We start from the raw sequence: 13,595 nt of genomic DNA on the forward strand, positions 1-13,595 counted from the left end.
CTTCATCATCCATTAGGATGACCATTTTGCCTGCGCGAATATCATCAATAATTTCTTGTGGCGTACTGATTGGCATAGTCTGTTATCCCGTTATTCTAAATTTGTTATTGCGACAGCAATGAAAAATTACGTTGCAGTGAATGCTAGTTAGGTCAATAGTTTGAGCTTTGCATTAAGCAAGTCAATGAATCTCGCGGTGTTCTGTGAGTCTGCTCTTTATCGCATGCCTCACGCAGCCACTCCCAAGACTTATGCAAAACCGTTTTGCTGTAAAAAGTCCATCGTGATACGAGACTCGGCCTTATCTTCTCGTTGTCCTTGCAGTAAACGCTCCATATAACGCGCAAGTACATCAACTTCTAAGTTGACTTTGCGCCCCACTTGAAACTGGTCATTCGTAGTTTCTTCACTCGTATGAGGAACGATCGTCAGCTTAAAAGCATTTTTACGTAAGTCGTTGACGGTTAGGCTAATACCATCAACAGTAATGGAGCCTTTCTCTGCAACGTACTTGCTAATTTCCGCAGGCATTGCAACCCAAAACTCTATCGCACGGCCAACTGAATTGCGTTCGACAATTTCACCAACCCCATCGACATGGCCAGAAACGATATGTCCACCCAATCGCGTTGTTGGCAACATGGCTTTTTCTAGATTCACCTTATCGCCTACTTGGTAATCAGCAAACCCAGTTTTCTTCAAGGTTTCTAATGACAGATCAGCACTGTAATAGTGGCTTCCGAAGTCAACTACCGTTAAGCAAACACCATTGGTCGCAATGCTATCGCCTAACTTAACGTCTGACATATCAAGCGTACCCGTTTCAACCGTGACGGTGATGTCTTCGCCCTTCGGCGTAATCGCAGCTAACTTGCCCACTGCTTCTACTATTCCTGTAAACATACTATTTCTTATCTAATTTCATTACGTTTTATGGTGGCGGTGATGCGAATGTCTACCCCAACCATACGAACGTCTGTAATGTTTAAATCTATGACGTCAGCCATAGCGCTTAACCCTAAAGCACCGATAAGCCCCCGACCATCGCTGCCCATGAGTTTTGGCGCAAGGTAAACAATGAGCTCATCTACAAGATTAGCCTTTATCATCGCACTCGCTAGCGTAGCTCCAGCTTCAACCCATAAGTGATTGATGTGGTGCTCATCCGAGATACGTTTTAATGTCGTTGATAAGTCAATTTGGTCAGCGCTGTCCAATAGAGGGATACAGTCTCCATCAGAGCGAACAATAACTCGTTCTCCATCGGTATGGAACAGCTTGAGCGCATCAGTTAAATGGTTCTGACGGTCTAAGATTACACGTACTGGTTGACGAAGCTCTTCTTGTAAATACTGCGCTTGAACACTATTAGGTAAGTCATCCCAGCGCACATTGAGTGATGCATTATCATCAATCACCGTTTTGCTAGTAGAAAGAATGCCACCACTTATCGCTCGATAACGCTGCACATCTTGGCGGGCCGCTGGGGAGGTGATCCATTGGCTCTGACCATTACTGAGTGCGCTTTGCCCATCCAAACTGGCTGCCATTTTTAATTGAACAAACGGCATGCCTGTACGCATGTACTTTATAAAACCAGGGTTAAGGGCAAGGGCATCTTGCTCTAACAAGCCGATTTGTACTTCAATTCCGGCATCACGTAACATCTGGATGCCGCGACCTGCAACTTTCGGGTTTGGGTCTACCATGGCGCAAACCACACGTGCCACTTTGGCTTTAATCAGCCCTTCGGCACATGGCGGTGTACGGCCGTAATGAGAGCAAGGTTCTAGCGTCACATAAGCGGTTGCACCAACTGCTTTTTCACCCGCCATGCGCATCGCGTGCACCTCGGCATGCGGCTCACCAGCACGATGGTGATAACCTTCACCGACAATTTCTTCATCACGAACGATGACACACCCTACATTTGGATTAGGGGCGGTGGTATAAATGCCACGTTTCGCTAACTTAATAGCTCGTGACATCATGGCGAAATCTAAATCAGAAAACGCTCTTTCAAGAGTGTGTTGAGTCATGAGCTACTCAGTCTTCTAGGCGGGCAATCTCTTCGCCAAACTCGCGAATATCTTCAAAGCTGCGGTAAACGGAAGCGAAACGAATGTAAGCCACCTTATCGAGCTCTTTGAGCTGGTCCATGACTAAATTACCAATCATTTCACTCGGAACCTCTCGCTCACCCGTCGCACGCAGTTGTGATTTGATCATACTGATCGCTAACTCTATAGAATCGGCACTCACTGGGCGTTTCTCTAAAGCGCGTTGAATACCGCCAACCATTTTATCTTCATCAAATGGTTCACGGTTGCCATTCGATTTGATCACTTTAGGCATCACTAACTCTGCGCTTTCAAACGTAGTGAAACGCTCGCTACACGCCAAGCACTGACGGCGACGTCGAACTTGATGGCCATCAGCCACTAAGCGGGAATCAATAACTTTGGTATCGTTCTCGGAACAAAAAGGACAATGCATATCACCTCCATATCTATACCAAAATAACCTCATGAGCAATCACGGATAACCACGCGTTCATGGTTATACGGACTCTATTAAAGCTATTTGGGTATAACGCTTTCAAACCGAAATAAAAGCTCATGTAGTGTAGCGGAATTGGTATGTTAGACAAAACAAAAAGGGGCGCAAAGGCCCCTTTTTCACTCAAGATCTCGTCGAATGTGTTAACTGCGTGCTAAGTAGTTCGCTTTACCAACCCACTTGTAGCTAGTTAGCTCTTCTAAGCCCATCGGACCGCGTGCATGTAGCTTTTGCGTAGATACTGCGACTTCTGCGCCAAGGCCAAATTGCGCACCGTCTGTAAAGCGCGTTGAAGCATTCACATAAACCGCCGCCGAACCGACAGAATTGATGAACAGCTCTGAGTTTTCCAAGCTATTGGTCATGATCGCATCTGAGTGGCTCGCGTTATGGACACGCATATGATCAATGGCATCTTTCACATCAGACACAACTTTTACACCAAGAGTGTAGCTCAACCATTCCGTATCAAAGTCACCTTCAACAGCATCGCGAATTTGTGTTGCTTGAGGCATCAGTGCTTTTGCCTTAGGCTCTGTCACGAAGGTCACTTTATCGTTCATGCGCTCTACGATCATTGGTAGGAATTGCGCTGCAATTTTTTCATGCACGAGCAGCGTATCTAATGAGTTACACGCAGATGGACGTTGAACTTTAGAGTTCTCAACCACATTCAGGGATTTCTCTAGATCAGCGGATTCGTCGACAAAGATATGGCTGATACCAAAGCCACCAATAATCACCGGAATCGTGCTGTTTTCTTTACACATTTTGTGTAGGCCAGCACCACCGCGTGGAATGATCATGTCGACGTAATCGTCCAACTTAAGCAATTGAGAAACAAGCTCACGATCTGGTTTTTCAATGTACTGCACAGAAGCGGCTGGAAGGTTCGCCTTTGCGAGCGCAGACTGAATAACCTTCACTAATTCCATATTCGAGAAAAAGGTCTCTTTGCCACCACGTAAAATGCTTGCGTTGCCGGTTTTCAAGCACAACGCTGCGATATCAATGGTTACGTTTGGACGCGCTTCATAAATTACGCCCACGACACCAAGCGGCACGCGACGACGAGACAGTGACATCCCATTTTCCAGTACCTTACTGTCTATTTCGCTGCCTACAGGATCGTTCAAGCTAATGACGTTGCGAACATCATTCGCAATTGCAGTCAATCGTTCTTCATTAAGCAAAAGGCGATCGAGCAGCGCATCGGTTAAACCCGCTTCACGGCCAAGTTCGATGTCTTTAGCGTTTGCCGCCAAAATAGCAGCAGAGTTTGCTTCTAGCTCATCAGCAATGATGGCTAATGCTTGGTTTTTTTGCGCAGTTGACGCTGTCGCTAATTCGAAAGCTGCATCTTTAGCAGCTTTACCCATATTCGTTAAATCCACTTTGCTTCCCTCTAATTCTATTCCTGAATGACGACCAAATCATCGCGGTGAATCACCTCAGAGCCATAATCATGACCCAAAATAGAGATGATATCTTTACTGTGCTTACCCGTAATTTTAGTTAGGTCATCACTTGAGTAGGCGCTGATGCCACGAGCCACCAACTTACCGTGAGCGTTTGTTACACGCGCCACTTCGCCTCGTGCGAAGTCACCACTAACTTTGATGACCCCTTTAGCAAGTAGGCTACTGCCCTTGCCGACCACAGCATTGACTGCACCATCATCAATAATGATGTCGCCCGATGCCGCAGGTCCCGCTAGAATCCAGCGTTTACGGTTCTCTAAGGCTTCAGCGCAAGGTAGGAAGCGCGTGCCCTGAGGTTCAGCACTTAAAGAGTCAAAGATAACATTCGGCGCACTACCAGCAGCAATAATAACCTCTATACCTGCGCGGCGAGCGATGTCTGCGGCTTGCAGCTTCGTTGCCATACCACCAGTACCCAATGTTGTACCGCTTCCACCTGCGATTTTACGCAGCGTATCGTCGATGGTTTTTACTTCCTTGATAAGCTCTGCGTTCGGATCTCTACGAGGGTCAGCAGTAAACAGACCTTTTTGGTCCGTTAAAAGCAAGAGCTTATCTGCACCACATAAAATGCCTACCAAAGCGGAAAGGTTGTCGTTATCGCCAACTTTAATCTCGCTAGTCGCAACGGCATCATTTTCGTTTACGATAGGAACAATATCGTTCGCAACGAGCGCATTAATAGTGTCACGCGCGTTAAGGAATCGCTCACGATCTTCTAAATCGGCACGGGTTAGTAGCATTTGGCCGATCTTGATACCATAAATACCAAACAAAGACTCCCATGTTTGAATCAAGCGACTCTGCCCCACCGCGGCAAGTAACTGCTTACTCGCCATCTCGTTGGGCAATGCGGGGTAACCAAGATGCTCACGGCCTGCTGCAATCGCACCAGACGAAACCATTACGATTGAATGGCCTTGTTTTTTAAGCTCAGCACACTGGCGTGCTAACTCAACCATGTGTGCACGGTCGAGTGCCAGAGTGCCGCCTGTCAGCACACTTGTACCCAGTTTCACAACGACAGTTTGTGGTTGTGAAACAACTGCATTTTGTTGATTCGTTGTCATGATGTCTTCTGAAGTGAAAAACAAATAAAGAGAGGATGTTTTAACAATCAAATAGGGAATTAACAAGAGAAAAGGTGCGTTTTCGCACCTTTTTGTTTGGTATTAAATGAAAACAACCAAATTAAGCGAAATCGAAAGACTCCGTGTGATATTCGACTTCTAATTTGAAGTGTTCTTCTAAAGTATCAACCAGCTTTTGATGGAATGTGCTCTGCGTGAGATACACTTCCTCTACCACTTTTTTGGGAAGGGCTTCAGATACCCATTGCCCTTCTTTGTTGTACTTGCCAATATGATATTTAGCAGTAAAGCCTCCCTCGATGGATTCCAAATCCATCCACCAGCCCCAAAATTCACGCTTCTCAGGCGATTTTTTGTCGTCTACACATACAGATAAACAATCAAAATAATAGCGCCCTTCTTGCGATTGTGGTTCGCGCAGGTAAGGCCCTATCGCCTTCAACTTTGACATCAAGCGAAAGTGAGTCGGGCCCTGAGTCGTCTCTGACATATGAATCTCCGTTTTCATAGTTAAAAGTAAACACCCAAGAATGATTATTATTTTTAATTATCATGAGCTTATTTTTTGCTCAGATATATCACTCTTAACTAATTTAGGAGAATTGTCACCCTAATAATTCATCTTCTAGCCACTTTATGGCTAAATCGAGGGATTGCTCATATCCTTTTGTAATTGTTTTGGAACTGATTTTTTTTGCTCTACCATACTGGCTAAATAGAGCAACAAGTTGATTATCACTGTGTGGCGACACTGGATCGCCTTCAAGACTCAAAGCCAAAATAGGCACTTTGGTTTTTCGACTGCTCAGGAAGCCCTGAACCTTCAATGACCACGCCATCATCTGACCAGCCATGCTATTAATATCAACCGCATTTTTCCCCAAACGGGAAGCCAAAAGATCTAAATACATCTTCGGCATTTTTTGTAACTTCTGAGGGGAAGTAAAAATATCATGTACGGGTGCGCCTAGAGCGACACAAGCTTTGATCTTTTCCTGCTCGACAAAAGAGAGTCTGATCATTGCATTACCACCAAAACGAAACCCAACTAACCCCACTTTGTGATGATCAACCCAAGGTAGCGAGTAAAGCTCATTCAATACCGCTTGATGTAGGCAACTTGAATTCTCGGTCAAGGGCCAATGAGAGCTATGCCCTACCGAAGGCATGTCCACGGTTAACATCGCAATATCTCGCGGTGCAAGACGATTACGGAACAAACGCCACATGTCGGTTTGTAGGGTATCCAAACCAGCGCTCACCATTACCACAGGCAACTGTTTATCCGTTCTTGGTAAATGGAGGTTCGCGATGATTTTGCGATTTTGGTAAGGCACTTCAATTTGCTTGATGGTGTACTTAGTTTTTTCTGCGCCGTCAGAATACGCTTTGTTTGCCAGAACTTGAGCTTGCGATGCCAAGTTGTCATTTTTTAAATGTGGGTAGCCTGCAATACTAAAACACAAAGAAGCAGTGAAGAGTTCATCCGCTGCCTCTTCTCCTTGCATTTCATTTGCTCGCTTCTGATGATCCATACCAAGCTTGATCCACTCAAATGTCCAGTTACCACTGTGATAACCCATTACAGTGTCTAACCAATCATCATTGGTTCGCGAGTGAGAAGATGAAGCAATTTTGGACAGTACGCCTTCCATTTCGATCGGAGACAATCCTTGCCAAGCCCATTGCAAGCGACGCAAATGACGATACCAAGCACGATCACCTTGCGCTTCTCGTTCATCAAGTATTTTTTTACTGGTCGGCATGTACTGGGTAAGCGCGGAGGTTTCTTTTGCTTGCTTATGTTTCACGAACAAAGTTTCGGAAAGATTTTTACTGACGTCTTCAGACATAGGAAGAACCCTAGGCTATTAGCATGATTTAATATCATAATAAAAAAAATGCCCCTATAAAGGGGCATTTCTCAATATTCTTTAACCGCGTTTATTTTTGCTTGCGGTTTACTGGCTCAGCATACTGGATTGACATATCCCAAGGCTGCTCGATCCAAGTGTCTTGAGCAATATCTACAACGTAATCATCCAGCAGCTCTTTGCCTGATGGTTTCGCACACACAGCGATCATTTTCGCTTTTGGATACATCTCACGTAGTTTGCGCGCTGTATCACCACTGTCTACTAGGTCTTCAACGATTAGGTAACCTTCGCCATCACCTTCAGGTGCTTTTAGTACCGTCATATCGCGCTGATGATCATGGTCGTAGCTTGAAATACAGATTGTATCAACGTAACGAATACCCAGTTCACGAGCCAAAATAGCGCCAGGAACCAAACCGCCGCGGCTTACCGCCCAAATTCCTTTCCATTGCTCAGCTGGCATTTGTTTTTCAGCCAGTTCACGGCAGTAAGTCTGCATTGCATCCCAAGTGATAATGAATTTTTTACTCATTGTAATAACCTAATAATTTGAAAATATGCATCCTCAAAATCTAGCGAAGTCACTCAAAAGCGGAATGCTCACTAACTTCTCCAAAATGTTTGGAGACGAGGATTTCAAGCTGCGCAAACGATTATTCTACCGAAACACACCGCTAATACCAACGGTGATATCAAAATTCTCTGCCTATTCCGCAGAAAAACCGTCTTCTGTGAACAACGTAAAAAAGAAAAAGCCAGCGTGAATAAATCCACACTGGCTTTTTGCTCGAGAAATTAACCGACGAGGTATTTAACGATGAAGATGGCTGACATCACCCATACACTCATCGACACTTCACGGCCCTTGCCGCTAAATAATTTGATCGCCGCGTATGCGATAAAGCCTAACGTGATACCTTCTGCAATCGAGAATGTTAGCGGCATCACCAAACAAGTCACAACAACTGGCGACGCTTCAGTTAAGTCACGCCAATCAATGCTTACTAGCCCAGACAGCATCAAGATCGCCACATAGAATAGCGCACCTGACGTTGCATAAGCAGGGATCATACCCGCAAGTGGTGAGAACAATAGAGCAAGTAGGAACAGTACACCAACAACCACGGCTGTTAGACCAGTACGCCCACCCGCAGCCACACCAGAAACGCTTTCAATATAAGATGTCGTGTTAGAGGTACCAAGTAATGCACCTACTGACGTTGCTGTTGAGTCTGCAAGTAACGCTTTGTTTAAACGAGGGATGTTGCCATTCTCATCAGTTAGACCTGCTTTTTGAGAAACGCCAACGAGCGTACCTGCGGTGTCAAATAAATCGACAAATAGGAAAGCAAATACGACGGAAATCATGCCTACTTCAAACAAACCAGAGAAATCCAGTTGCATGAAAGTTGGCGCAATGCTTGGTGGCGTTGACATAATACCGCCCCACTGCACATCACCAAATAGAAGACCAAGCGCTGTAACGCCAAGAATGGCGATCATCACCGCACCTTTCACACCACGGTGAACCAGTGCAATCGTAAGAAAGAAGCCAATCGCGGCCAATACAGATGGCAATGATGTGATCTCTCCCATAGAAACTAATGTCGCTGGGTTATCAACGACGATACCTGCATTTTTTAATGCGATAAACGCTAAGAAAAGACCAATACCAGCTGAAATACCTGTTCGTAGAGAATGCGGTATCGAGTTAATAATCCACTCACGGATCTTAAATACGCTTAAAAGAATGAACAGAAGGCCAGAAACAAATACAGCCGCCAACGCAACTTGCCACGTATAACCCATTCCCAATACAACAGAGTAAGTAAAAAATGCGTTCAGGCCCATTCCTGGTGCCTGTGCGATTGGGTAATTGGCAACAAATCCCATGATAAAACAGCCGATTGCGGCAGCAAGACAAGTCGCGACAAAAATGGCACCACGGTCCATACCGGTATCCGACAGGATCGCTGGGTTTACAAAAATAATGTAAGCCATAGTTAGGAAGGTCGTAACACCTGCAATGATCTCAGTACGCACATTTGTGCCATTTTCACTGAGTTTAAAAAGCCTCTCGAGCATGATCGAATCCTGTAAAGGTAAAAAAGTAAACGGTTGCGTAATCGATTGGCGGGAATTATAAAGTTATCAAATAGCAAATTCTAGATAGAATCTTCACTCTAATGCGTTTTTTTTCTTTGGATATGAAACACATTCTCTAACCTATCAAAGTAGGCAAAGGAATATATTCTTACAAAACAATAGGTAACCTAGATAACACAGTTCCCTAAAAGAGAATAAAAACTGAGCAATGTACTAAACTTTCAGATGAAAAAGGCCCATTTTTAACATGGTATCTAACAGATTTGATGGAAAAGTCGATAAAACCGAAGAATGGGGAATAGAAGAAGGCTTTGATGGCAATAAGTGAGTCAGGAAGAGAAAATAGAGATAAAAAAACGCCACCCAATTTGGGTGGCGGTGAATCATGTCAGCACTATCACTGAAAAAAAATTCCAATTTATAGGGGTGAACAAACTGTTCGAGTCACATGCGTTGACTTCACTTAGTAGCCAAAGCTTGTTGGGTATACAAAGTTACCGGTGTAAACAGACTTGCTATTCCAGAACATTGTACTTGGTAAACCTTTCATAACTATCACCTTTTAAATCAATTAAACATTCGTTGATTTCTCGGTTCCTTGGAGGCGATAAAACGGACTCATCCTTTGAGCATTTCATTCTTCTCTCAGAAGCTGGTTACAAATATACCACCAAGAAATTTAATTACAAGCATTTTAGTGATTGGAATCACAAAAAATACATAAATTGACCTTTATCAAAGTTTATATGTAATTAAATTACAATTTTATGAATTAAAAAATAAAGCCACTTTCAGAATGTATGATAGAGAACACATAGTGCTTGTTATTGTATTCACAAACTGTGACAGTTCTGAGAGAAATCCTTGTGATCGCGACTACTCGTACTCCTTATCTGGTGGTATGCTAACGGCAATTTGAAGGCCAAATCGTCTAGCATTTAATGCTACCTTGACAATATTTTTACGGTATATATTTGGCAAAGCACATCAAAAGGAGTCCTCCGTGTCTGAGTTCCATTCTGAGATCAGTACCTTATCACCTGCTCCACTTTGGCAGTTTTTCGATAAGATTTGTTCTATCCCTCATCCATCGAAACATGAAGAAGCATTAGCACAGTACATTATCAACTGGGCAACAGAGCAAGGCTTTGACGTTCGCCGTGATCCAACCGGTAACGTGTTCATCAAAAAGCCCGCGACACCAGGAATGGAAAATAAGAAGGCTGTTGTACTTCAAGCACACATCGACATGGTGCCGCAGAAAAACGAAGACACTGAACACGACTTCACCAAAGATCCAATCCAACCTTACATCGATGGCGAATGGGTAACTGCGAAAGGCACGACGCTTGGTGCAGATAACGGTATTGGTATGGCTTCTTGCCTTGCTGTATTGGCATCTAAAGATATTAAGCACGGTCCACTCGAAGTTCTGCTGACGATTGATGAAGAAGCAGGCATGACTGGCGCATTTGGCCTTGAAGCTGGTTGGTTAGAGGGTGAGATTCTTCTAAATACAGACTCTGAGCAAGAAGGCGAAGTCTACATGGGTTGTGCAGGTGGCGTTGATGGCACCATGACTTTCGATATTTCTCGAGAATCAACGCCTGCAGGTTTTGTAACACGCCAACTGACGCTGAAAGGCCTAAAAGGTGGTCACTCAGGTTGTGACATTCACACAGGTCGCGGTAATGCCAACAAATTACTTGGTCGTTTCCTTGCCGGTCATGCTCAAGAGCTTGATTTACGTTTAGTCGAATTCCGTGGTGGTAGCTTACGTAATGCAATCCCTCGCGAAGCGTTTGTTACTGTCGCGCTTCCTGTCGAAAACCAAGACAAACTTGCTGAGCTGTTCAACCACTACACTGAGCTGCTTAAAACTGAATTGGGTAAAATCGAAACAGGTATCGTAACCTTTAATGAAGCGATCACGACTGACGCGCAAGTATTTTCAATCGCCGATCAGCAACGATTCATTGCGGCACTTAACGCTTGTCCAAACGGCGTAATCCGTATGAGTGATGAGGTGGAAGGCGTTGTTGAAACTTCTCTAAACGTTGGTGTGATCAGCACAGAAGAAAATAAAGTCACCGTGCTTTGCTTGATTCGTTCTCTCATTGACTCTGGCCGTAGCCAAGTGGAAAGCATGCTGCGCTCGATTACTGAGCTAGCAGGCGCACAAATTCAGTTCTCAGGCGCTTACCCTGGCTGGAAGCCAGATGCAGATTCCGAGATCATGGCAATTTTCCGTGATATGTATGAAGGCATTTACGGTCATAAGCCGAACATCATGGTCATCCATGCTGGTCTTGAGTGTGGCCTATTTAAAGAACCATACCCACACATGGATATGGTTTCTTTCGGTCCAACAATAAAATTCCCTCACTCTCCAGATGAGAAAGTGAAGATTGATACTGTTCAGTTGTACTGGGATCAGATGGTCGCGCTTTTAGAAGCGATTCCAGAGAAAGCATAATTCAATCACGAAAAACGACAAAGGGTGCCATACGGCACCCTTTTTTTGGTTTAGTTGAACCCAACTACACACGGTTTTGCGCGTAAGCGGCTAATTCATCCATTGAGGTTTGTGCAACAACTTCACCATCAATGTAGTAAGTAACAAACTCACCATCGCGTACACCCAAGAGTGTCGCCTTTTCACCGTTACTGTAAGTAATATCCATTTGAACAGTGTTCTCATCGATTTGCTGCATTCGCCCCTGCTCAATGACACGGTTATCCGCTAATGGTGCAATTGGTGCCGTCGTTAACGATTTATCTAACTGGTGATTGACATCAATGTAAGTATCTACCTTTGTATCGAAGATATGTGGCTTACCATTTAACGGGTTCTTACCCGTCCAAAATTCTAGAGAGTTAAACACGATATAATCCGCTGCGATCGCGACACCATAAACAGGCGCTAAAAGCATATTTAGGCCACCTCGAGCGTAACGGTTGTCAACAGCTTTCAAGTTAAACCCCATGACATAACCTGTCACGGCATTACTACCTACGCAACCTGAAAGTGAAACTGCTACCGCAGTCAATGCACCAATTTTAGCAATTGCCTTTTTCATCAAAACCTCTAGTTAGAAAGTGTGAAACCTCAAATTCGGCGCGGATATTATCGGATAAAAAGTAGGGTTAAAAGTCCGTTTTTTTGTCCTCCATGAACAGTATTATTTTTAATACAGTCACATTTTTTAAGGCTATTATTGCGCTCTCTTCTCTATGGCTTGTTATGTATTAAACTGATAGAAAAGATCATATTGAAAACAAAAACTTCACACATACCAAAATTTCACGCATGACGATTAAAGTAATTTGTCGTGTCCTTAATGAGAATGATTAGTGCGATTTTGCAGCAATTGTTACATTGCTGATGACGCATTTGACAGAGATGGTTTATGGCCAGAAGTAAAAAAAGCAAAGTGTTTGAGCTCTTAGGACATCAAATACAACCAGGACAACGATTAGAGATCGAATTTGAAGCAGCGAAGCTATATACACATTCGCCTTTATCTATTCCTGTGGAAATCATCCATGGGAAACAAGAAGGACCAGTGTTAATGGTGAATGCCGCTATCCATGGTGATGAGCTTAATGGCGTAGAAATCGTTCGTCAGATCATTAACCAACTGGAACCACAAAAACTGAAAGGCACTGTCATTGCAGTACCTATCGTTAACGTTTTTGGTTTCATCCATAAATCTCGTTACTTGCCCGACCGACGAGATCTCAACCGTTGCTTTCCTGGCAGTGAAAAAGGCGCACTTGCATCTCGTATGGCACACGGGTTCTTTAACAACATTGCCAAGCGTTGTGACTACATTTTGGATCTACACACAGGGGCAATTCATCGCACGAACTTACCACAGATCCGCGCAAACTTAAGCAACCCAGAAACTCTGCGTATTGCTCAAGCATTTGCAACGCCAGTGATTGTTGATTCAGCATTGCGTGATGGCTCTTTACGCAGTGAAGCAGAAAAATGTGATATTCCAGTGCTCACCTACGAGGCTGGCGAAGCATTGCGCTTTGATCCACTTTCGATAAGCGCTGGTGTACTCGGGGTTCGGCGCGTAATGCAAGCCATTGGTATGTTGCGTGCGAGCAGGAAAAAGCTGCCTGAGCCTATCATAGCGAAGTCCACCAGCTGGGTTCGCGCGTCAGGTAACGGCATTTTGCGTACTGTCGTTAATCTGGGAGACAAAGTAGAACAGGGGGAAACGCTCGCTTATATTAGCTCTCCTCTTGGTCATGATGAGATAGAACTAAAAGCCCCGAAGCGTGGTTTGGTTATCGGTCAACAAACATTACCATTGGTGAACGAAGGCGATGCAATTTTCCACCTTGCCTATTTTAACCAAGGTGATAATGCTTTAGAGCAAGCAGTCGAAAGCTATATTGAAGGCCTCACTGAATTCGATGCCGAGCCGCTGACCACCGGACAGATACCGTTAGAAACTCAGTAATTC

General features: G+C 44.3%; 12 protein-coding genes. 2 read left to right on the forward strand and 10 right to left on the reverse strand.

Features of this window, described 5'->3' with window-relative positions:
• Nucleotides 1-249: 249 nt before the first annotated feature.
• The 9 genes from R7Q47_RS16305 to R7Q47_RS16345 form a co-directional block, all read right to left on the reverse strand.
• Nucleotides 250-903: a riboflavin synthase gene (locus R7Q47_RS16305; RefSeq protein WP_318089261.1), complete on the reverse strand. Its 654-nt coding sequence runs from the start codon at nt 901-903 to the stop codon at nt 250-252.
• Nucleotides 904-911: 8 nt separating this feature from the next.
• Entirely contained in the window at nt 912-2,039 is a 1,128-nt protein-coding gene (gene ribD / locus R7Q47_RS16310) for a bifunctional diaminohydroxyphosphoribosylaminopyrimidine deaminase/5-amino-6-(5-phosphoribosylamino)uracil reductase RibD (RefSeq protein ID WP_017635684.1), read from the reverse strand.
• A gap of 7 nt (nt 2,040-2,046) precedes the next feature.
• Nucleotides 2,047-2,496, reverse strand: coding sequence for a transcriptional regulator NrdR (gene nrdR / locus R7Q47_RS16315; RefSeq protein WP_005381578.1), 450 nt, complete (start codon nt 2,494-2,496; stop codon nt 2,047-2,049).
• A gap of 206 nt (nt 2,497-2,702) precedes the next feature.
• The gene (locus R7Q47_RS16320; protein ID WP_017635685.1) at nt 2,703-3,953 is read right to left on the reverse strand and encodes a glutamate-5-semialdehyde dehydrogenase; all 1,251 of its coding nucleotides are present in this window, start codon (nt 3,951-3,953) and stop codon (nt 2,703-2,705) included.
• Between the two features lie 17 nt (nt 3,954-3,970).
• Nucleotides 3,971-5,110 carry a glutamate 5-kinase gene (gene proB / locus R7Q47_RS16325; RefSeq protein WP_017820604.1) on the reverse strand — a complete coding sequence of 380 codons (1,140 nt, stop codon included), beginning with the start codon at nt 5,108-5,110 and terminating at the stop codon, nt 3,971-3,973.
• Between the two features lie 121 nt (nt 5,111-5,231).
• Nucleotides 5,232-5,621: a sigma factor-binding protein Crl gene (gene crl / locus R7Q47_RS16330; RefSeq protein ID WP_005381584.1), complete on the reverse strand. Its 390-nt coding sequence runs from the start codon at nt 5,619-5,621 to the stop codon at nt 5,232-5,234.
• Nucleotides 5,622-5,736: 115 nt separating this feature from the next.
• Nucleotides 5,737-6,984: an esterase FrsA gene (gene frsA, locus R7Q47_RS16335; protein ID WP_005381586.1), complete on the reverse strand. Its 1,248-nt coding sequence runs from the start codon at nt 6,982-6,984 to the stop codon at nt 5,737-5,739.
• Between the two features lie 91 nt (nt 6,985-7,075).
• On the reverse strand, nt 7,076-7,540 hold the full coding sequence (gene tet(34) / locus R7Q47_RS16340; protein WP_005381590.1) for an oxytetracycline resistance phosphoribosyltransferase domain-containing protein Tet(34): 465 nt from the start codon (nt 7,538-7,540) through the stop codon (nt 7,076-7,078).
• Between the two features lie 263 nt (nt 7,541-7,803).
• Nucleotides 7,804-9,093, reverse strand: a complete 1,290-nt coding sequence (locus R7Q47_RS16345) for an NCS2 family permease (protein ID WP_005381592.1) — start codon at nt 9,091-9,093, stop codon at nt 7,804-7,806.
• Between the two features lie 1,024 nt (nt 9,094-10,117).
• Here R7Q47_RS16345 and R7Q47_RS16350 point away from each other — a divergent pair.
• Nucleotides 10,118-11,590 (forward strand): aminoacyl-histidine dipeptidase, encoded by a 1,473-nt coding sequence (locus R7Q47_RS16350; protein WP_005381594.1) that lies wholly within the window; start codon nt 10,118-10,120, stop codon nt 11,588-11,590.
• Nucleotides 11,591-11,654: 64 nt separating this feature from the next.
• Here R7Q47_RS16350 and R7Q47_RS16355 read toward each other — a convergent pair whose 3' ends face one another.
• A complete protein-coding gene (locus tag R7Q47_RS16355; RefSeq protein ID WP_248487409.1) occupies nt 11,655-12,194 on the reverse strand; it encodes a DUF3332 domain-containing protein in 540 nt (179 codons plus the stop codon).
• A 330-nt stretch (nt 12,195-12,524) separates the two neighbouring features.
• On the opposite strand from R7Q47_RS16355, the gene R7Q47_RS16360 reads away from it, so the two are divergent.
• The gene (locus R7Q47_RS16360; RefSeq protein WP_222712424.1) at nt 12,525-13,592 is read left to right on the forward strand and encodes a succinylglutamate desuccinylase/aspartoacylase family protein; all 1,068 of its coding nucleotides are present in this window, start codon (nt 12,525-12,527) and stop codon (nt 13,590-13,592) included.
• Nucleotides 13,593-13,595 lie beyond the last annotated feature (3 nt).

Source organism: Vibrio sp. Vb0349 (genome assembly GCF_033338975.1).

What these genes read in the sequence shown, in the direction of transcription:
- R7Q47_RS16305 (WP_318089261.1), bottom strand. Translation starts at nt 903, where the DNA reads ATGTTTACAGGAATAGTAGAAGCAGTGGGCAAGTTAGCTGCGATTACG.
- proB (WP_017820604.1), bottom strand. Translation starts at nt 5,110, where the DNA reads ATGACAACGAATCAACAAAATGCAGTTGTTTCACAACCACAAACTGTC.
- R7Q47_RS16345 (WP_005381592.1), bottom strand. Translation starts at nt 9,093, where the DNA reads ATGCTCGAGAGGCTTTTTAAACTCAGTGAAAATGGCACAAATGTGCGT.
- ribD (WP_017635684.1), bottom strand. Translation starts at nt 2,039, where the DNA reads ATGACTCAACACACTCTTGAAAGAGCGTTTTCTGATTTAGATTTCGCC.
- R7Q47_RS16360 (WP_222712424.1), top strand. Translation starts at nt 12,525, where the DNA reads ATGGCCAGAAGTAAAAAAAGCAAAGTGTTTGAGCTCTTAGGACATCAA.
- crl (WP_005381584.1), bottom strand. Translation starts at nt 5,621, where the DNA reads ATGTCAGAGACGACTCAGGGCCCGACTCACTTTCGCTTGATGTCAAAG.
- nrdR (WP_005381578.1), bottom strand. Translation starts at nt 2,496, where the DNA reads ATGCATTGTCCTTTTTGTTCCGAGAACGATACCAAAGTTATTGATTCC.
- frsA (WP_005381586.1), bottom strand. Translation starts at nt 6,984, where the DNA reads ATGTCTGAAGACGTCAGTAAAAATCTTTCCGAAACTTTGTTCGTGAAA.
- R7Q47_RS16355 (WP_248487409.1), bottom strand. Translation starts at nt 12,194, where the DNA reads ATGAAAAAGGCAATTGCTAAAATTGGTGCATTGACTGCGGTAGCAGTT.